Here is a 20,141-nt window from a genome sequence, read left to right as displayed (position 1 = left end):
TTTTTGCGGGGCCATAATATGGTCGCGACTATGGCCAACGATACCGAAAACACAATACCCGAATTGAACGACGATTCCGCCCCGGCCAGCAGCGCCAAAACGCCGGCGCTGATCGCCCGCGAAGTGCAGCGCCGCCGCACCTTCGGCATCATTTCCCACCCGGATGCGGGTAAGACCACGCTGACCGAAAAGCTGCTGCTGTTCTCGGGCGCGATCCAGATGGCCGGCACGGTCAAGGCGCGCAAGAGCGGCCGCCACGCCACCTCCGACTGGATGGAGATCGAGAAGCAGCGCGGCATTTCCGTCGCCTCCTCGGTGATGCAGTTCGAGCACCGCGACCACGTCATCAACCTGCTCGACACGCCGGGCCACCAGGACTTCTCGGAAGACACCTACCGCGTGCTGACGGCGGTCGACTCGGCCCTGATGGTGATCGACGCGGCCAAGGGCGTCGAGGCGCAGACCATCAAGCTGCTGGCGGTCTGCCGCATGCGCAACACGCCCATCGTCACCTTCATGAACAAGATGGACCGCGAAACGCGCGATCCGCTGGAACTGCTCGACGAGCTCGAATCGGTGTTGAAGATCCAGTGCGCGCCGGTCACCTGGCCTATCGGCATGGGCAAGAACTTCCGCGGCGTGTACCACCTGCTGAACGACGAGATCATGCTGTTCAAGGCCGGCGAGGAAAAGGCCGACGGCGCCTTCGAGGTCATCAAGGGCATCGACAATCCGCGCCTGCAGGAGATGTTCCCGCTGGAGATGGACCAGTTGAAGATGGAAGTGGAACTGGTGCACGGCGCCTCCCACCCGTTCAAGCTGGACGAGTTCCTGTCGGGCGTGCAGACGCCGGTGTTCTTCGGCTCGGCCATCAACAACTTCGGCGTGCGCGAGATCCTGTCGGCGCTGGTCGATTGGGCGCCGGCGCCGCGTCCGCGCGACGCCACCGTGCGCGTGGTCGATCCGGCCGAGCAGCCGTTCACCGGTTTCGTCTTCAAGATCCAGGCCAATATGGACCCGGCCCACCGCGACCGCATCGCCTTCCTGCGCGTTTGCTCGGGACGTTTCGAGCGCGGCATGAAGGTCAAGCACCTGCGTTTGGGCCGCGAGATCAAGGTGTCGTCGGTGGTGACCTTCATGGCCTCGTCGCGCGAACAGGTGGAAGAGGCCTACGCCGGCGACATCATCGGCCTGCCCAACCACGGCAATATGCAGATCGGCGACAGCTTCTCCGAAGGCGAGCTGCTGACCTTCACCGGCATCCCGTACTTCGCGCCGGACTTCTTCCGCTCGGTGCGCATCCGCAATCCGCTGAAGATCAAGCAGCTGCACAAGGGCTTGCAGCAGCTGGGCGAGGAGGGCGCGGTGCAGGTCTTCAAGCCGGTGCAGGGCGGCGAGCTGGTGTTGGGCGCGGTCGGCGTGCTGCAGTTCGAGGTGGTGGCGAGCCGCCTGCTCAACGAGTACGGCGTCGACGCCGTCTTCGAAGGCACCAGCATCAGCAGCGCGCGCTGGATCTCCAGCGACGACAAGAAGGCGCTGGCCGACTTCGAGAACGCGCTCGGCCACAACGTCGCCTACGACGCCGCCGGCAACATGGCTTATCTGGCGACCTCCGGCGTCAACCTGCGCCTGACCGAGGAACGCTGGCCGAAGCTGAAGTTCCACGCCACGCGCGAGCACTCGGCCAAGCTGGCCTAAGTCCCGGCTTGCGCGGGACAGGTCGGCCGCCTCGCGGCCGGCCGACAGACCGCCCGGCGCGCCAGCCCGGGCGGTTTTTTTACGCCAAGGCGCCGGCAAGGCCCTTCAAAACCCAGCGGCAAAACCTAGGGTCGGACCCGGCGGGTCCGACCCTGGCATGTGCCCTTGGGTTGGGCGGGCGCCGCGCCGACCCGGCGGGCTTACTTGGCCGGCGTGGCCAGCGGCTTGCCCTTTTCCACCACGTAGACGCCGACCAGGCGCATCACGGCGGCGCCGGTGTTGCGCGCGTCGTGCACCTTGCCGGCCGGGATGACGAAGGCCTCGCCGGCCTTCAGGTGGCGCGGCGGCTCGCCGTCGATCAGCAGTTCGCCTTCGCCCTCCAGCACGTAGCTGATTTCGTCGCCCGGATGGGAGTGGCGACCGGCCTGCACGCCGGGATCGATCTCGACCCGCGCCACCACCGCCTCGCGGCCCTCCACCGACACATCCTGCTTCTGCACCACGCTGCGGCGCAGGCCGGCGTTTTGCGCCAGTGTGCTGCTGGCGCTGGCCAGCAACAGGAGGGCAATCAGGCCGGGCTTGAAGGCGGCTGCGATCATGGCATTTCCTTTTTCGTGGGTGGATGGCGGGGCCGGGCCCCGTTTCAGTGGCCGCTGTGGCGGCCCAACCACAGCGCGTCGCCGACGCTGCCGAGCCAGCATCCCAGCAACACCAGCACGGCCAAGGTGCCGGCCGGGCCGGCGATGCCAGCCGCCTCGACCCGTTGCGTGATCAGCTCGGGGTCGAAGGGCAGGGCGCCGCTGGCGATCTGCTCGGCCAGCGGCAGGATCAGTTGCATCATGCGCCGCAACAGGTAGACCGCCGCCAGCAGCGTGGGGAGCAGGAACAGGCAGCCGCGCCCGGCGCGCCGCAGCAGCAGGTGGCCGAGGCCGGGGAACAGCAAACCGTTGACGAGTGCGGCCTTGAGCGATGGTGTCATATTGGTCCTGGTGGTCCTGGTGGTTGGCGGCGGGCCGCTTGCCCGTTTGCGCCAGCGCAAGGCTGGCGCCGGGCGGGCGTCGTAGAGTACAACATGCGCTTAGGCAAGGTTGCGCCTAGGCATATCGTGCCCGGCGGGCGGATTTTCCGTGCCGCCTATCATACCTGCTCAAGCCGGACCATGGCGCGACGGGCCGTCATCGTCAAGGAGAAAATATGAACACTCGGATCGTGCTAACACTGGCACTGGCGCTTGGCTCGGGCTACCCGCCGGCACAGGCCGCCACCCCGGCGGCGGCCACGCCGGCCATGGCCAGCGAAAAGGACGCCATCGCGCTGGCCGAGAGGGGCGCCCAGTTCGTGCGGCAGCATGGCAAGGCCGAAATGGTCAAGCGCATCAACAGCAAGGACCCGGAATTCAACCTAGGCAGCCTGTACCTGGCGATGCGCGACCTGGACGGCATCACCGTCGCCCATCCGACCACGGCGCTGATCGGCAAGAACCTGCTCGACGTGCCGGATGCCGACGGCAAGCCTTTCCGCCAGGAGTTGGTGGCGACGGCCAAGGGCAAGGGCAAGGGCTGGGTCGATTACAAATTCCGCAACCCGACCACCGGCAAGGTGGAGGCCAAGTCGACCTATGTGCTGCGGGTCGACGACATCGCCCTCGAAGCGGGTATCTACAAGCACTAGCGCCGGCGCGCGGCGGCTTGCCCGCCGCGCCACCCCTGCGGCCGGCCACCTAGCACTGGCGGGACGATATGCTGAGCAAACTGAGGTTAGGTCCGAAACTGCTGCTGGCGCCCGGCGTGGTGCTGCTGCTGTTGATCCTGCTGTCGGTCGGCGCCTATGTCGGTCTGGTGCGGCAGAATCAATGGCTCGACAACATGGTGCAGCAGCGCGCCGTGCGCATGAAGGCGGCCGACGACCTGGTGGCTGGCGCCAACCGCGCCCACACCGAGAGCTACCAGCTGCTGACCTGGATCAACGCCAGCTTTTCACCGTCGCGCATCGACGCGCTGATCCGCGACCTGCGCGCGCGCCACGCCGCGCTGGACCGCCAGTTCGCCCAGTTGGAGATGGCCATCGAGAGCGACGGCGCCGAGCGCCGCTTCGTCGCCCAGTCGCAGGCGGCCCACGCCGAGTATGTCAAGGCGGTGGCCGACGTGGTCGAGCTGAGCATGGTCGACCAGTCGATGGCGGCCAACGCCATGTCCAAGGCCGAGCGGGCCTTCGAGGTGGTGGCGCTGCGGTTGCAGGAGCTGTCCACGCTGGAGCAGCAGCTCAGCGAAACCGCCTACCACCGCGCCGAGGCCGAGTTCAAGACCATCTCGGTGCTGATGCCGTTGGTGGTGGCCTTGTCGATCGCCCTGTCGTTGCTGGTGACGGTGGCGGTGCGCAAGGCCATGCTGAAGGAGGTCAGCGAGATCGGCGCGGCGGCGCGCGATCTGGCCGAGGGCAATCTGACGGTGCGCGAGCGGGTCTACGGCAATGACGAGATCGCCGAGACCTCGCGCGCCCTCGACAGCAGCATCCGCAACCTGAACACCACGTTGAAGAACATCCTCGGTTCGGCCCAGGCGATCGACGACGCCTCGCGCGAGATCGCCCAGGGCAACGCCGACCTGTCGAGCCGCACCGGCCAGGCGGCCAGCACGCTGGAGCAGACCAGCAGCTCGATGCAGGAGCTCAGCGCGACCGTCAACCAGACCGCCGACAACGCCCGCACGGCGCGCCAGCTGGCGTTGTGCGCCAGCGACTTCGCCCAGCGCGGCGGCAGCGTGGTGCAGCGCCTGGTGGTGACCATGGCCTCGATTCGCGGCAGCTCGCGCAAGGTCGGCGAGATCGTCGGGGTGATCGACGGCCTGGCCATGCAGAGCAATCTGCTGGCGCTGAACGCGGCGGTGGAGGCGGCCCGCGCCGGGCCGCACGGCGCCGGCTTCGCCGTGGTGGCGGGCGAGGTGCGCGAACTGGCGCAGCGCTCGGCGCTGGCGGCGCGCGAGATCAAGCAGCTGATCGCCAGCTCGGTGGCGGAGATCGAGCACGGCAGCCGGTCGGTGGAGGAGGCCGGCAGCAGCATGGCCGACATCGTCGGTTCGGTGCTGCAGGTGGGCGAGTTGATTGGCCAGATCAGCCAGGCCAGCGTGCAGCAGGCGGCCGGCCTGCAGGGCGTGCACGAGGCGATCGTGCAGATGGACCAGGTGACCCAGCAGAACGTGGTGCTGGTGGAGCAGGCGGCGTCGGCGGCGCAGGGGCTACAGGAACAGGCGCTGAGCCTGTCGCAGGCGGTCGAGCACTTCAAGCTCGACGACGGCGATCCCGACCCCGCCCCGGGCGGCCCGGCGCTGGGCAACGGCCGGACGAAAAAAAACGCAGTCGGCCAGGCGGCGCGACTGCGTCTTGCTTCCAATCGGAGCTGAGTGCCGCCGACCAAACCCAGCGGCAAAAACTGGGGGGGCGAATGCCGCTAAGTTAAGCAACCCCAGCGGCGTAAATCTGGGGTCGGACTCCCCGCCTTGGCGCGGTGGGTCTGACCCCGGCGTTTGCCGTTGGGTGGTCTCGGCGCCGCTTACTCGTAATCGCTCATCGGCGCGCAACCGCACATCAGGTTGCGGTCGCCGTAGACGTTGTCGGCGCGGCCGACCGTCGGCCAGTACTTCTGCTTGCGCAGCGACGGCAGCGGGAAGGCGGCCACTTCGCGGCTGTACTTGCGTTCCCATTTGTCGGCGGTGAGCACCTCGGCGGTGTGCGGCGCGTGCTTGAGCGGATTGTCCTCGCGGTCGAACTCGCCGTTTTCGACCTTGGCGATCTCCATGCGGATGGCCACCATGGCGTCGATGAAGCGGTCGATCTCGGCCTTCGATTCGCTCTCGGTCGGCTCGATCATCAGCGTGCCCGGCACCGGGAAGCTCATGGTCGGGGCGTGGAAGCCGAAGTCCATCAAACGCTTGGCGACGTCCTCGTTGCTGATGCCGGTGGCATCGGTCAGCGGACGCAGGTCGATGATGCACTCGTGGGCGACCAGGCCGTCGTGGCCCGAGTACAGCACCGGGTAGTGCGGCGACAGGCGGCGGGCGATGTAGTTGGCCGCCAGGATCGCCGTTTCGGTGGCGGCGGTCAAACCTTCGGCGCCCATCATGGCGATGTACATCCAGGAGATCGGCAGGATGCTGGCCGAGCCGTACGGCGCGGCGCTGACCGCGCCGATGCCGGCGACGTCGCGTTGGTAGCCGCTGGAGCGCTGGTTGGGCAGGAACTTGGCCAGGTGGGCGCCAACGCCGATCGGGCCGACGCCGGGGCCGCCGCCGCCGTGCGGGATGCAGAAGGTCTTGTGCAGGTTCAGGTGCGAGACGTCGCCGCCGAAGCTGCCCGGCGCCGCCACGCCGACCAGCGCGTTCATGTTGGCGCCGTCGATGTAGACCTGGCCGCCGTGGCTGTGGATGATTGCGCACAGCTCCTGGATGCCTTCCTCGAACACGCCGTGGGTCGACGGGTAGGTGACCATCACGCAGGCCAGGTTCTTGGCGTGCAGTTCGGCCTTGGCCTTCAGGTCGGCCAGGTCGACGTTGCCGCTGGCGTCGCAGGCGGTGACGACAACCTGCATGCCGACCATGTTGGCCGATGCCGGGTTGGTGCCGTGCGCCGACGACGGGATCAGGCAGATGTTGCGGTGGCCTTCGCCGCGCGACTCGTGGTAGGCCTTGATGACCAGCAGGCCGGCGTACTCGCCCTGCGAACCGGCGTTGGGCTGCAGGGACACGGCGGCGTAGCCGGTCAGCGCGCACAGCATGTCTTCCAGCTGGCCGATCATTTCGCGGTAGCCGATGGTTTGCGCGTCCGGTGCGAACGGGTGGATGTTGGAGAACTCGGGCCAGGTGACCGGGATCATCTCGCTGGTGGCGTTCAGCTTCATGGTGCAGGAGCCGAGCGGGATCATGGTGCGGTCCAGCGCCAGGTCCTTGTCCGCCAGGCTGCGCAGGTAGCGCAGCATTTCGGTTTCGGAGTGGTAGCGGTTGAACACCGGGTGGCTCAGGTAGGCGCTGCTGCGCTCCAGCGCGGCCGGGAAGGCCTGCCGCACCGAGGCCTCGACCTGGTCGAAGTCGGCCTTGGCGGTGGCCTTGACGCCGTGGGCGAAGATGGTCCACAGCAGTTCCAGGTCGGCGCGGCTGGTGGTTTCGTCGAGCGAGACGCCGACATGGTGGGCGTCGACCTTGCGCAGGTTGACGCCGTGGGCGACGGCGGTGGCCAGCAGCGCCTCGGCGTTGTCGGTCTTGACGGTCAGCGTGTCGAAGAAGGTGGCGTTGCTGATCTCATAGCCGAGCGTGGCCAGGTTGGCGGCCAGGATGCCGGTGTAGCGGTGCACGCGCTGGGCGATCTGTTTCAGGCCGGCCGGGCCGTGGTAGACCGCGTACATCGAGGCCATCACCGCCAGCAGCACCTGCGCGGTGCAGATGTTGGAAGTGGCTTTTTCGCGGCGGATGTGCTGCTCGCGGGTTTGCAGCGCCAGGCGGTAGGCCTTGTTGCCCTGGGCGTCGATGGTGACGCCGACCAGGCGGCCGGACATGCTGCGCTTGAATTCGTCGCGGGTCGACAGGTAGCCGGCGTGCGGGCCGCCGAAACCGAGCGGCACGCCGAAGCGCTGGCTGTTGCCGACGACGACGTCGGCGCCCCATTCGCCCGGCGGGGTCAGCACGGTCAGCGCCAGCAGGTCGGCGGCGACCACCACCATCGCGCCCTTGGCCTTGACGGCGGCGACGCCGTCCTTGTAGTCGCGCACCACGCCGTCCACGCCGGGGTATTGCAGCAGCACGCCGAAGCAGTCGTGCAGCTCGGCCAGTTCGGCCGGGGCGAAGGTGCGCACCACGATGCCGAGCGGTTCGGCGCGGGTCTGCACCACTTCACGGGTTTGCGGCAGCACGTCGTCGGCGACGTAGAACACCTGCGACTTCGACTTGCCGACGCGCTGGATCAGCGTCATCGCCTCGGCGGCGGCGGTGCCCTCGTCGAGCATCGAGGCGTTGGCGATGCCCATGCCGGTCAGGTCGGTGACGACCTGCTGGAAGTTCAAAATGGCTTCCAGGCGGCCCTGCGAGATCTCCGGCTGGTACGGCGTGTAGGCGGTGTACCAGGCCGGGTTTTCGAAGATGTTGCGCAGGATGACGCCGGGCGTGTGGGTGTTGTAGTAGCCCTGGCCGATCAGCGATTTGAGTACCTTGTTCTGCGACGCGATGGCCTTCAGCTTGGCCAGCGCCTCCTGCTCCGGCATCGGCTGCGAGTATTGGCCCAGCGGCAGCGCGCCCTGGTTGCGGATGTTGGCGGGGACGAGGGCGTCGATCAGCGCGGCGCGCGAGGCGTAGCCGAGGGTCGACAGCATCGCCGCCTGTTCTGCTGCGTCGGGGCCGATGTGGCGGGCGATGAAGGCATCGCGGGCTTCAAGTTGGGTCAGGCTGGTGCGGGTCATGATTTGTCAGGGCCAAAAAAGTGCTGCGCCGGCGCGCGGGGCGCTCGGCAGGGAGGGGGCGTACAGCAAAAAGGCCAGCGCGAAGGCTGGCCTGGTGCGTGCTTACGCTGCGGTGGTCTTGCCGTAGGCAGCCGCGTCGAGCAGGCCGTCGATGGCGCCGGCGTCGCTCGGCTTGAGCTTGAACAGCCAGGCCGAGTAGGCGTCGGCGTTGATCGACTCGGGGGTGGCGGCGACGTCCTCGTTGACGGCGATGACTTGGCCGGCGATCGGGGCGTAGATGTCGCTGGCGGCCTTGACCGATTCGACCACGGCGGCGTCGGCGCCGGCGGCGTAGTCCTGGCCGACCTTCGGCAGTTCGACGAAGACGATGTCGCCCAGCGCGTCCTGGGCGAACTCGGTGATGCCGACGGTGACGCTGCCGTCGGCTTCCAGACGTACCCATTCGTGGGATTCGGTGTACTTCAGGTCTGCAGGAATATTCATGTGTGGCTCCAGAGGGTAAGTGTTCTTAATTATTAATTGTATTGATACTTCTACGGCATGACTATGCAGCGTATTTATGCGGCCGCGCCGCGGCCGCGCGTCTCCCGCACGCTTAGACGGCGAGGATTTTACCGTTGCGCACGAACGGCAGCTTGACCACCGAGGCGGCCAGCTTCTTGTCGCGGATTTCGACCTGGACGGTGTCGCCGACGACCACGCCCAGCGGCACGCGGGCCAGCGCGATGGCCTGCTGCATGGTCGGGCTGAAGGTGCCGCTGGTGATCTCGCCGACGGCGTCCGAAGCGGCGACGACGACTTTCTGGTGGGCGCGCAGCACGCCGCCTTTTTCACGCAGGATCAGGCCGACGAACTGGGCGTTCTGGCCCAGCGCCACCAGCGCGGCCTTGCCGATGAAGTCGCGCGGCGACACCAGGTCGATGGTCCAGGCCAGGCCGGCGTCGAGCGGGTTGACGCTTTCGTCCATGTCCTGGCCGTACAGGTTCATGCCCGCTTCCAGGCGCAGCGTGTCGCGTGCGCCCAGGCCGGCCGGCTTGACGCCGGCGCCGACCAGCGCGCTCCACAGCGCCTCGGCCTGCGCCGCCGGGAAGGCCAGCTCGAAGCCGTCCTCGCCGGTGTAGCCGGTGCGCGCCACCATCACTTCGCCGAAGGCGGTGTCTTTGACGATGACGGCGTTGAAGGGTTTGATCTCGGCCGAGGCGGCCTGGGTCTCGGGCAGCACCTGCCACACCTTGGCGCGCGCGTTCGGACCCTGCACGGCGATCAGCGCCATGCTGTCGCCGATGGCGCCGTCGCGGCGCTGGGTGATGCTCACGCCGCTGTTGGTGGCGGCGTTTTGCGCGGCGATCCAGGCGATGTCTTTTTCGGCGGTGCCGGCGTTGACCACCAGGCGGAACCAGCTCTCGTTGATGAAGTAGACGATCAGGTCGTCGATCACGGTGCCCTGTTGATTCAACATGCAGGAGTACAGCGCCTTGCCGCTGGCCTGCAGCTTGTCGACGTTGTTGGCCAGCAGGCCGCGCAGGAAGGGGCGGACGTTGTCGCCGACCAGGTCGACCACGCACATGTGCGAGACGTCGAACATGCCGACGTCGCTGCGCACGGCGTGGTGCTCCTCGATCTGCGAACCGTAGTTGACCGGCATGTCCCAGCCGCCGAAGTCGACCATGCGGGCGCCGGCGGCGCGGTGGGCGTTGTTGAGTGGGGTGGCTTTGAGCGTCATAATTCCTCGGTCCAAACGTAAAAGGGGTTAACAGAACATGCAAGGAAGAGCTGAAGCAGCCTTTTCCACAATGATCGCAGACCCCTCTGTCCTTGGTACCTGAGAGATTACGGGATGAATCCCGTGCGCCCCTTCGGTGGGCCGCCGGCGTGTGCCGCGGCCGCTCTCCAGAGTTGAGCCGGATGGCGCACCGCAAACGATGCGCGCCGGTCCCTTGATCGGTCCTTTTGCCTGAGAGTTTTTGGGTAGTGCCCCTTCGGCGGCAACGCGAGTTTGCCCTCTCCCGATCAAGACTCGGGAATATATGTCAGAAGGGCCATCCTGTCAATCTTGAGGCGGCGCGCTAGCGCACTGTACAGGCACACCGGGGCGGCCGGCGGCGCGCTTCTTTGCTAGAATGATTCATCCAATTAAGTAGGTGGCACCATGGGCGAAGAGAACGCGATATATGCGGGGCAGGGTTGGTTTACCTTGGCGGGCGACGTCAACAGCGACATGGTGCGGCGCGTCTTCGACGCCGTCGCCGACATGAGCGAGGACCGCGTCGAGACGGCGCACATCCTGATCCAGTCGAACGGCGGCTATGTCAGCGACGGCATCTGCCTGTACAACTACCTGAGCAAGCTGCCGCTGAAGGTGGTCACCTACAACGCCGGCGCGGTGGCGTCGATCGCGGTGATTCTTTATCTTGCCGGAGGGCAACGCCACGCCAGCGACACGGCGCGTTTCATGGTGCACAAGTCGCACGCCAGCGCGCCGCACGGCGCGCGGCCGGACGCGCTGCGCATCATCGTCGAAGGCCTGCAGGCTGACGACGCGCGCACCGAGCAGATCCTGCGCGAGCACGTGCAACTGAGCGAGGAGCACTGGCGGGTGCACGCCTATTCCGACCTGCACCTGACCGCCACCGAGGCGCTGGGGGTGGGGCTGATCGACGCCGTCAAGGATTTCACGCCGCCCAAGGGTATCCGCGTCACCAATATCTGACGGCGATTTGACTGCGGTTTGAGCGCGACCTGGCGGCTATTTGAGGTCGACCTGGGGTTGATTTGAGGTTGATTCGAGGTCGATTTGAGGTCGGCCTGGGTCGCCGAGGGCGGCGCCGTGGCGCCGTGGCGCCGGCGCTCAGGCGTGGCCCAGGCTTTCGCCCTCGGTGTCCCATCCGGGCGGCGGCAGCAGGCGGCCCGGCGCCGCTTGGCCGTCCGCCGCCGGCCGCCGTGGCGCCAGCGGCACGTCCGGCCGGCGCCGCGCCGGCGCCGCGCCGTCGGCGACGGTGAACACGGCGATCAACTCGCCCAGGCGCTCGGTCTGCTCGCGCATGGCCCCGGCGGCGGCGGCCGCCTGCCTGACCAGGACGGCGTTCTGCTGGGTGGTCTGGTCCATCGCCGAAATCGCCTGGTGCACCTGGGCCAGCCCGTCGGTCTGCTCGGCGCTGGCCAGGGCGATCTCGCCGACGATGGCGGTGACCCGCTGCACGCCGCCGACCACCTGCTCCATGGTGGCGCGCGCCTTGTCGGCCAGCTCGGTGCCGTGCACCACCTGGCCGACCGAATCGTCGATCAACACCTTGATCTCCTGCGCCGCCGCCGCGCTGCGCTGGGCCAGGCCGCGCACCTCGGCGGCGACGACGGCGAAGCCGCGGCCCTGCTCGCCGGCGCGGGCCGCCTCGACCGCCGCGTTCAGGGCCAAAATATTCGTCTGGAAGGCGATGCCGTCGATCACGCCGATGATCTCGACGATCTTCTTAGAGGCGGTGTTGATCGAGGCCATGGTGCCGACCATCTGCAGCACGTCGGCGCCGCCGCGCTGGGCCACCGTTGAGGCGGCGTCGGCCAGCGCGCTGGCCTGGCCGGCGTGTTCGGCGTTCTGCCGCACGGTGGCGGTCAACTGTTCCATCGAGGCGGCGGTTTGCTCCAGCGCGGCGGCCTGTTGCTCGGTGCGGTCGGACAGGTCCTGGTTGCCGCTGGCGATCTCGCCGGCGGCGTCGCCGATCACGCCGGTGCCACGGCCGACTTCGCCGATCAGCGACAGCAGGCTGTCGTTCATCTCCTGCATGGCCAGCAGCAGCTGGCCGCTCTCGTTGCCCGGCTGCGGCCCGATGCGCGTGCTCAGGTCGCCGCCGGCGATGCGCCGCGCCATCGCCACCGCCTCGCGCAGCGGGCCGACGATGGAGCTGGCCAGCCACAGCGCCAGCACGGCGCCCAGCACGGTGCTGGCGACCAGCAGGGCGGTGGTGATCAGATGGGCCTGCTTGCTGAGTTCGCTGGCGTTGCGCGCCGCCTGCTGGCTGCCGTCGAGGTTGTAGGCGGCCAGCTTGTCGATCTGCTCGGCGATGCCGAAGAAGACTTGTCGCATCGGGCCGTTGTAGAGTTCGACGGCGGCGTCCGTCTTACCCTCGTTCGACAAGGCCAGCAAGGTGGTCTGCGCCTGCAACATCTCGGCCAGCTGCTGTTCCAGCCGGGCGGCGTAGGCGTGCGTCTGGGTCTCCTGCTGCTGGGAGGTCAACTGGGCGCTGTTGTCGCGCAGCGCGAGCATGCCGACGCGCAGCTTCTCGCGGTAGGTTTCCCTGCCCTCGGCATTGCGTGCCAGAATGTGCTGCGACTGCCATTTGCGCACTTCCTGCAGGTCGTTCTTGAGCGACAGCACCGTCATGATCGCCGGCAACCAGCGGCCGGAAATGATGCCGGAGGCCTCGTCGAGGTCGGCCATGCGCGACATCGAGCCGACGCCCTGCAAGACCATCAGACTGAGGACGAAGGCGAACGCCGCGAGCAGCTTGTGGGCGGTTTTCAAATTGTGCAGGAAACGCATGGATGACCTCATCGGAAAGAGGAAAAGGGACTGTCAGCTAGTCATCTTAGGCAATGCGCAAGCTTGATTCTTGTGCAGCGTCAACTGTGGTTCGGTGTTGGCGCAATGTGTTTCAAAGCAGAAAAAAGGCAAAATCTCGCCAATTGTTTCACTTTGTCTATTGCCATGTGGAAACGCTGTGTGAAAATGGAGGGAAGCGATAAAGGCTCAGTCCGGCTTTCCCTTCGCGCCTTGTCTTTTCTTTAACCAGCAGAACGCGGCGCTTCACCTGCCGCCAGGCCGACCATGATTTCTTCCCCGCCGAGCATCGCGCCGTCAACGCCGTCCAAACCGGTCTCGCCGCGCCACGCCCTGCTCGAAGAGTTGATCGGCATCGCCACCAGCCACCTCAACGCCCAACTGCCCGAGCTGGCGACGCGGCTGGCCGGCGCCCTGATCGACGCGCGCGACGGCGAGCCGGGCACGCTGCAGCAGCGCATCCGCGCCGGCAACCTGCTGCGCAACCGCAATTACGCCTTCCTCCACCTGGCCCACGGCGCGCTCGAGCGCGCGCTGCGGCAGGACCTGGCCCAGCTGGCGCCGGCGCCGTCGGCGCGCGCCCAGCAGGGCGCCCAGCCGCTCGGCCTGGTGCCCTACGAGGAGATGGACAACCGGGTGGCGCTGGGCACCTTGTGCAAGCCCTTCGAGCTGCTGCACGCCGACGCCTTGCAGACCTTGAGCGTGCGCCTGGCCTTCCTGTTCGAGCGCGACATCCTGCGTGGCGGGCAGAACCCGTTCCGGCCCGAGGTGTTGATGCGGGCGCTGCACGCCAGCTGGGCCGAGTTCGCGCCCGACGCCGATCTGAACCAGCTGCTCACGCCACTGTGCAAACCCGGCCTGTTCTTCGAACTCGCGCCGATGCTCGACGCCCTCAACCTGGCGTTGCAGCGCAAGGGCGTGTTGCCCGGCGCGGCGAACGGCTCGCGCGAGCGCAAGACCGACGCGCCGGCCCGTCCGGCGGCGCGGCCGCGCGCCAATCCGGCCGCGTTGGCGCAGCAGTTGCGCCAGTTCTTCTCCGCCGGCGCCGACGACGACGCCCTCGCCGAGGCCTTCGACATGAGCATTCCCGACCTGCCGAACCTGCCTCCGGGCGGCGGCCGGCCGTGGCGCCAGGGCGCCGCCGAGGGCTTCCATCCGGGCCAGGACAACCACGTCGCGCAACGGCAGACGCTGGCCGGCGCCAAGCGGCCGCTGCTCAGTTATCTGGCGCAGCTGCAGCGCGCCATGCCGCTGCCGGCGGCCGCTGGCTTTGTCGCCGGCGCCGGTGGTGCCGGTTGTGCGGATCGTGCGGATGGTGCGGACGGTGCGGACGGTGCCGCTGCCGGCGCCGCTGGAACGGGCGCCAGCGCCGGCGCCGCCGGCAGCGAGCGCAAGGCCGGCTCGGCCAAGGTGTTCTACCTGCCCGGCATCAAGGACAGCCTGCCGCGCGGCAGCCTGTCGCGCGCCGACGAGAGCACCATCGACCTGCTGGCGGCGATCTTTGAAACCGTGTTCGGCGACCAGAACATCGCCCAGGAGATCCGCGACCTGATCCACCTGCTGCAGATTCCCGTGTTGAAGGCGGCCCTGGTCGACCGCGACTTCTTCTTCCAGGAGGAGCATCCGGCGCGGCGCCTGATCGAGCTGTTGTCGCGGCTCGGTTGGGAGCGGCGCCGTGGTCCGGACGATCCGCTGTTCCAGGCGATGCGGCGCAGCGTCGACCGGGTCGGCCGCGACGACGCCGACGAGCGTGCCGTGTTCGCCGCCGCCGTCGACGAGCTGGAGGCCTCGGTGCGGGCCGAGGAGAGCGCCGCCGCCAGCGCGCTGGCGGTGCCGGTGGCCGCCGCGCTCAAGCAGGAGAAGCTGGCCCAGGCCGGCCAGCAGGCCAAGGGCGCGGTGGCGCTGCGCCTGGGCAGCGGCGAAGTGGTGGCGGTGCTCGAAGCATTCCTCGAAAACAAATGGGTCGACGTGTTGACCATCGCCTACAGCGTCGAGGACGACAAGCCGGGCGCGGTGCGCAACGCCACCCTGGCGATGGACCAGCTGATCTGGAGCGTCAAGCCCAAGCTGGGCGCCGACGAGCGCAAGCGTCTGATCGGCCTGCTGCCCGACCTGCTGGCCACGCTCAACAAATGGCTAGACATCATTCATTGGCGCGACGCCGAGCGCTTGCAGTTCTTCGCCGAGCTGGCCGAGTGCCACGCCTCGATCGTCCGCGCGCCGCTCGACATCAGCGCCGAGCGCCAGCTCGAACTGGCCATGCAGGCGGCGCGCCAGTCGGCCGAGCGGCGCGCGGCGCGGCAGGCGGAGCAGGAGTCGGCGCAAGCGGCGGCGCAAGCGGCGACTTGGTCGGCTTCGTCGGGCGCGTCGCCATCGTCCGAATCGGCAGAATCGTCCGCGTCGTCGGCGTCGAGCGGCGCGCCGCTTGGTGCGGCGGCCGACACGGCGGCGGCCGACGCCGAGGCGGCCTTGGCGGCCGAGGCCAGTGCCGAGGTGGCGGCGCTGGCGCGCGGCATGTGGCTGGCCTTCGAGCAGCCGGACGGCACCCGGCGCAAGGTCAAGCTGGCCTGGATCAGCCCTCTGCGCACCTTGTACATCTTCGCCACCGCGACGCGGCAGGAGGCGTTTTCGATGGCCGGCGCGGCGCTGGAGGAGCGCTTCCGCGCGCACGGCGTGCAGGTCCAGCGGGCCGACGGCGTGGTCGGCCTGGCGCTGAGCCGGGCGCTGGCCGGTGTCGCCGGCAACGATGCCGGCGCCGATGCCGATGCGGATGCCGAGCCGGCCGCCGCGCGCCGTTCGGCCTGAGCGGCCGGGGCGCCGTCGCCCTTCAAAAATAACATTTCCCACGCGCACTATTCGGTAAAATGCGGGAAGATGTGGTTCAATGATGCTGCGCCGCAAAAAACACGCCGGGAATCGGCTTGGCGGCATCGACAATCTTCTGCCCGTTGGCAATTTTCTTACTGGACCTTATGAACTGGTGGCATTTTTTGAGCGTGTTGGGTGGCCTGTCCGTCACCGGTCCCTTGGGCATCGCCATCGCCGGCTGGCTGCTGGCCGGCAAATCCTGGCGCCTGACGCTGTCCTGGTGCTGCTGCTTCGGCCTCGGCATGGCGATGGTGGTGCTGACCAAGGTGGCCTTCATCGGCTGGGGCATCGGCTCGGCGTCGCTGGAGTTCGGCGGCATCAGTGGCCACGCCATGCGCGCCGGCGCCGTCTATCCGGTGGCCGCCTACCTGGCCCTGCGCCACGCCGGCGCGTCGCTGCAGCGCATGGCCGTGCTGGCCGGCGTGGTGCTGGCGCTGTTGATCGGCGTCTCCCGGCTTGAGGTGCGGGCCCACTCGGTGTCCGAGGTGGTGAGCGGCAGCCTGCTCGGCCTGGCCGTGGCCGCCGTCTTCATCCGCCAGGCCAGCCTGGTGCCGTCGATGGCGCTGAGCCGGGTGCTGGTGGCGCTGTGCCTGCCCATCCTGTTGATGACGCCGCGCCTGGAGCCGGTGCCGACCGAGGAGTGGATGACCGGCCTGGCGCTGTATTTGTCCGGCCGCGACGAGCCCTTCACGCGCCACATGTGGGGGCGGATGCAGTTGACCCACGCCGGCCGCTGAGCGGGGCGCCGGCCGGGCGCGCGTTTGGGCTGTTTTTGGCCTGATTTGGTCCATGAAATGGTATGATTAGCCACTTTTCTTTCCCCTAAGGCCAGTCCTGGCGTAGAACCCTAAACAACGTGCGTCTCTCTTCCATCAAATTGTCGGGATTTAAGTCTTTCGTCGATCCCACCAATTTCCAGGTGCCGGGTCAGCTGGTCGGCGTGGTCGGTCCCAATGGCTGCGGCAAGTCGAACATCATCGATGCCGTGCGCTGGGTGCTGGGCGAGTCGAAAGCCTCGGAGCTGCGCGGCGAGTCGATGCAGGACGTCATCTTCAACGGCTCGACCCACCGCAAGCCGGCCGGCCGCGCCTCGGTCGAGCTGGTGTTCGACAACAACGACGGCAAGGCCGCCGGCCAGTGGGGCCAGTACGCCGAGATCGCCGTCAAGCGCACCTTGACGCGCGACGGCACCTCGACCTACTACATCAACGGCCAGCCGGTGCGCCGGCGCGACATCCAGGACATCTTCCTCGGCACCGGCCTGGGGCCGCGCGCCTACGCCATCATCGGCCAGGGCATGATCTCGCGCATCATCGAGTCGCGCCCGGAGGAGCTGCGCGTCTTCCTGGAGGAGGCGGCCGGCGTGTCGAAGTACAAGGAGCGCCGCCGCGAGACGGAGAACCGGCTCAACGACACGCGCGAGAACCTGCTGCGGGTCGACGACATCCTGCGCGAGCTGAACGCCAACCTGGAGAAGCTGGAAGCCCAGGCCGTCGTCGCCAACAAATTCCACAGCATGCAGGCCGACCAGGACGAGAAGCAGAAGCTGCTCTGGCTGCTGCGCAAGAACGAGGCCGAGGGCGAGCAGAAGCGCTGCTTCCGCGACATGGAGCAGGCCCAGACCGACCTGGAGGAGCAGACCGCCAAGCTGCGCCACGTCGAGCTGTCGCTCGAACAGATGCGCCAGGCCCACTTCGCCGTCGGCGACCGGCTGCACCAGGCGCAGGGCCATCTGTACCAGACCAACGCCGAGATCGGCAGCCTGGAGGCGCAGATCAAGTTCGTGCTGGAGTCGCGCAGCCGCCTGCAAAACCAGCTGGCCACCCTGGCCGCCCAGCGCGACCAGTGGCAGAACCAGGCGCAGGAATACGCCGAGCAGATCGAGGAGGCCGAGTTCAATCTGGAGGAGCTGGCCGCCAAGGTCGAGCAGTCGCAGATGATGGCCGAGCAGAAGGCCGAGTCGCTGCCGGCGCTGGACGCCGCCTGGCGCGCCGGGCAGGAGCGCAGCAGCGAGTCGCGCGGCCGCATCATGCAGGCGCAGCAGCAGCTTGAGCTGGAGTCGGCGCACCAGCGCAACGCCTCGAACATCCTGTCCGGCCTGGCGACGCGGCGCGAGCGCCTGCAGCAGGAAAAGAACGGTTTGAACCTGCCCGACAGCAGCCATCTGGCCAACCTCAAGCTACAACTGGAGGAGAAACAGCAGGCGCTGGAGGAGCAGGGCTACCATTTGGAAGAGGCGCTGGAACAGCAGCCCTTGCTGGAGCAGGAGCGCCAGGCGGCGCAGGCCCAGGTCAACGCCGAGACGACCGCCAACGCGCAACTGGAGGCGCGGCTGAACGCGCTGCGCCAGATGCAGGAACGGGTGCAGAGCCAGGGCAAGGTCCAGCCATGGCTGCAAAAACACGAGCTCGATGGTCTGCCGCGCCTGTGGCAGAAGCTGCAGATCGAGGCCGGCTGGGAGACCGCGCTGGAGGCGGTGCTGCGCGAGCGCACCTCGGCGCTGCAATTGTCGAACATCGACTGGGCCAAGGCCTTCTTCAACGACGCGCCGCCGGCCAAGCTGGCGCTGTACGCGCCGGCCAGCACAGCGCCGGCGCCGCTCGCCGAGCCGTCCGGCCTGAAGCCGTTTTTGACCCTGTTGAAGCTGAACGATCCCGGCCTGCGCGGCCTGCTGCAGGACTGGCTGCACAACGTCTACCTGGCCGAGGATGCCGCCGCCGGCTTCGCCGAGCGCGGCAATCTGCCGGCCGGCGCCTGCTTCGTCACGCGCCAGGGCCACGTCATCAGCCAGTCCAGCGTGCGCTTCTACGCCGCCGACTCGGAGCAGGACGGCATGCTCGGTCGCCAGCAGGACATCGACAACCTCACCAAGCAGTTGCGCGCCCAGCAGATGCTGGCCGACGAGGCGCGCGCCCGTTCGGTGCGCGCCGAGGCGGCGCTGTCGCACAACACGCGCCAATTGGCCGAGCTGCGCGCCAAGAGCCAAAGCCTGACCCAGGCCGTGCACAGCTTGCAGATCGACGTGGTCAAGCTGTCCGAGGTCGAGGCCCGCTTCAACCAGCGCAGCGGCCAGATCGCCGCCGACCTGGCCGAAATCGCCGCCCAGGAGGCCGAGCAGATGCAGGCCAAGATGGAGTCGGAGGAGAAGTTCGAACAGCTCGACATGGCGCTCGGCGATTTGCAGGGCGCCCACGAGGACGGCCAAACGCTGTTCCTGCAAATGGAGCAGCGCCTGGCCGACGCGCGCGAGTCGCTGCGCGAGCTCGAACGCAAGGCGCAGGAGGCGCAGTTCGCCGAGAAGAGCGGGCGCAGCAAGATCGACGAGCTGCGCCGCAGCATCGCCACCGCCACCACCCAGGCGGCGCAAGTGGCCGGCAGCCTGCTGGCCGGCCAGCAGGAGCTGGCCAACCTGGAATCGGGCGCCGCCGCCGACGGCCTGCAAGACCTGCTGCAGCGTCGCACCGAGCAGGAGACGGCGCTGTCGGACGCGCGCCACGAACTCGACCAGATCACCCAGCAGCTGCGCGGCGCCGAGGAGGCGCGCATGCAGTCCGAGCGCAGCCTGCAACCGCAGCGCGACAAGATCATGGAGATGCAGCTCAAGGAGCAGGCCGCGCGCCTGAACCAGGAGCAGTTCGCCGCCCAGTTGCTGGAGGTGGCGGCCGACGAGGCGGCGCTGGCCGGCAAGCTGCATCCCGATTTGAAACCGTCCTATCTGCAGGGCGAGGTGACCCGGCTGGGCAACGCCATCGCCGGCCTGGGCGCGGTCAACCTGGCGGCGCTCGACGAGCTGTCGCAGGCGTCCGAGCGGAAGAACTTCCTCGACGCCCAGAACGCCGACCTGAACGAGGCGATCAACACCTTGCAGGACGCGATCCACAAGATCGATAAGGAGACCCGCGAGCTGTTGCAGGACACCTTCGAGCGCGTCAACGGCCACTTTTCCGAGCTGTTCCCGATCCTCTTCGGCGGCGGCCAGGCGCGCCTGATCATGACCGGCGACGAGATCCTCGACTCCGGCGTGCAGGTCATGGCGCAACCGCCGGGCAAGAAGAACGCCACCATCCATTTGCTGTCCGGCGGCGAGAAGGCGCTGACGGCGACGGCGCTGGTGTTCTCCATGTTCCGCCTGAACCCGGCGCCGTTCTGCCTGCTCGACGAGGTCGACGCACCGCTGGACGACGCCAACACAGAACGTTTTTGTCGGATGGTCAAACGGATGTCCGAACATACCCAATTCCTCTTCATCTCGCACAACAAGATTGCGATGGAGATGGCCAATCAACTGATCGGTGTGACGATGCAGGAGCAGGGCGTATCGCGCATCGTGGCGGTGGACATGGAGTCCGCCGCCCACTTCGCTTCCGAGGCACAAGCAGCATGACAGATCTCCAATTGAGTTTAATGGCGGCCGGCGGCGTTTTCATCGTCGGCGTTTTTTCCTACAACAAGTGGCAGGAGCACAAGGCCAAGAAGAGCGTCGAACGGGCCTTTTCGTCCGACCACGACGACGTGCTGATGCGCGCCGGCGAGGCGCCGTTGGTGCGCCAGGAGCCGAGCTTCTCGAGCGACGCCGCCGCGCCG

At 67.8% G+C, this 20,141-nt stretch carries 13 protein-coding genes, 1 pseudogene and 2 riboswitches; of the genes and pseudogenes, 8 read left to right on the top strand and 6 right to left on the bottom strand.

Annotated features, from left to right (window positions below; all coding sequences use genetic code 11):
• Positions 1–30 precede the first annotated feature (30 nt).
• Positions 31–1,698, top strand: coding sequence for a peptide chain release factor 3 (locus H7U20_RS10575; protein WP_199759198.1), 1,668 nt, complete (start codon positions 31–33; stop codon positions 1,696–1,698).
• Positions 1,699–1,898: 200 nt separating this feature from the next.
• Here the strand turns inward: H7U20_RS10575 and H7U20_RS10570 are convergent, their stop codons facing one another.
• Together H7U20_RS10570 and H7U20_RS10565 are read right to left on the bottom strand one after the other, a co-directional pair.
• Positions 1,899–2,297 (bottom strand): cupin domain-containing protein, encoded by a 399-nt coding sequence (locus tag H7U20_RS10570; protein ID WP_199759118.1) that lies wholly within the window; start codon positions 2,295–2,297, stop codon positions 1,899–1,901.
• Positions 2,298–2,341: 44 nt separating this feature from the next.
• Positions 2,342–2,677 carry a DUF6677 family protein gene (locus tag H7U20_RS10565; RefSeq protein WP_199759117.1) on the bottom strand — a complete coding sequence of 112 codons (336 nt, stop codon included), beginning with the start codon at positions 2,675–2,677 and terminating at the stop codon, positions 2,342–2,344.
• A 215-nt stretch (positions 2,678–2,892) separates the two neighbouring features.
• On the opposite strand from H7U20_RS10565, the gene H7U20_RS10560 reads away from it, so the two are divergent.
• Together H7U20_RS10560 and H7U20_RS10555 are read left to right on the top strand one after the other, a co-directional pair.
• A complete protein-coding gene (locus tag H7U20_RS10560; RefSeq protein WP_199759116.1) occupies positions 2,893–3,369 on the top strand; it encodes a cache domain-containing protein in 477 nt (158 codons plus the stop codon).
• A gap of 68 nt (positions 3,370–3,437) precedes the next feature.
• A complete protein-coding gene (locus tag H7U20_RS10555; RefSeq protein ID WP_199759115.1) occupies positions 3,438–5,096 on the top strand; it encodes a methyl-accepting chemotaxis protein in 1,659 nt (552 codons plus the stop codon).
• Positions 5,097–5,245: 149 nt separating this feature from the next.
• On the opposite strand, the gene gcvP is transcribed toward H7U20_RS10555, so the two are convergent.
• The 3 genes from gcvP to gcvT all read right to left on the bottom strand — a co-directional run bounded on the left by gcvP (position 5,246) and on the right by gcvT (position 9,860).
• Positions 5,246–8,137 (bottom strand): aminomethyl-transferring glycine dehydrogenase, encoded by a 2,892-nt coding sequence (gene gcvP, locus H7U20_RS10550; protein WP_199759114.1) that lies wholly within the window; start codon positions 8,135–8,137, stop codon positions 5,246–5,248.
• 102 nt (positions 8,138–8,239) lie between these two features.
• The gene (gene gcvH, locus H7U20_RS10545) at positions 8,240–8,620 is read right to left on the bottom strand and encodes a glycine cleavage system protein GcvH (RefSeq protein ID WP_199759113.1); all 381 of its coding nucleotides are present in this window, start codon (positions 8,618–8,620) and stop codon (positions 8,240–8,242) included.
• Positions 8,621–8,732: 112 nt separating this feature from the next.
• Positions 8,733–9,860, bottom strand: coding sequence for a glycine cleavage system aminomethyltransferase GcvT (gene gcvT / locus H7U20_RS10540; protein ID WP_199759112.1), 1,128 nt, complete (start codon positions 9,858–9,860; stop codon positions 8,733–8,735).
• A 76-nt stretch (positions 9,861–9,936) separates the two neighbouring features.
• Positions 9,937–10,041: riboswitch (glycine riboswitch) on the bottom strand.
• A gap of 28 nt (positions 10,042–10,069) precedes the next feature.
• Positions 10,070–10,156, bottom strand: a riboswitch (glycine riboswitch).
• A 130-nt stretch (positions 10,157–10,286) separates the two neighbouring features.
• Here gcvT and H7U20_RS10535 point away from each other — a divergent pair.
• A complete protein-coding gene (locus tag H7U20_RS10535) occupies positions 10,287–10,847 on the top strand; it encodes a ClpP family protease (protein WP_199759111.1) in 561 nt (186 codons plus the stop codon).
• 138 nt (positions 10,848–10,985) lie between these two features.
• On the opposite strand, the gene H7U20_RS30750 is transcribed toward H7U20_RS10535, so the two are convergent.
• On the bottom strand, positions 10,986–12,671 hold the full coding sequence (locus H7U20_RS30750; RefSeq protein WP_199759110.1) for a methyl-accepting chemotaxis protein: 1,686 nt from the start codon (positions 12,669–12,671) through the stop codon (positions 10,986–10,988).
• Positions 12,672–12,956: 285 nt separating this feature from the next.
• Here H7U20_RS30750 and H7U20_RS10525 point away from each other — a divergent pair, with 285 nt between their 5' ends.
• From H7U20_RS10525 to H7U20_RS10510, 4 genes and pseudogenes are all read left to right on the top strand, one after another.
• Positions 12,957–15,494: a DUF1631 family protein gene (locus tag H7U20_RS10525; RefSeq protein WP_199759109.1), complete on the top strand. Its 2,538-nt coding sequence runs from the start codon at positions 12,957–12,959 to the stop codon at positions 15,492–15,494.
• 167 nt (positions 15,495–15,661) lie between these two features.
• Positions 15,662–16,294, top strand: a complete 633-nt coding sequence (locus H7U20_RS10520; RefSeq protein ID WP_199759108.1) for a phosphatase PAP2 family protein — start codon at positions 15,662–15,664, stop codon at positions 16,292–16,294.
• 119 nt (positions 16,295–16,413) lie between these two features.
• Complete coding sequence (smc, locus tag H7U20_RS10515; RefSeq protein ID WP_199759107.1) at positions 16,414–19,941, top strand: chromosome segregation protein SMC; 3,528 nt, start codon at positions 16,414–16,416, stop codon at positions 19,939–19,941.
• A pseudogene (locus H7U20_RS10510) lies at positions 19,938–20,141 on the top strand (cell division protein ZipA C-terminal FtsZ-binding domain-containing protein); the annotation flags it as partial. The gene smc and the pseudogene H7U20_RS10510, both read left to right, overlap by 4 nt.

Origin of the sequence: Rugamonas violacea (assembly GCF_016461825.1) — a bacterium.
GTDB lineage: Bacteria > Pseudomonadota > Gammaproteobacteria > Burkholderiales > Burkholderiaceae_D > Rugamonas.
The sequence above is the reverse complement of the archived record's forward strand: the minus strand, read 5'-3'. Positions and strand labels throughout refer to the sequence as shown.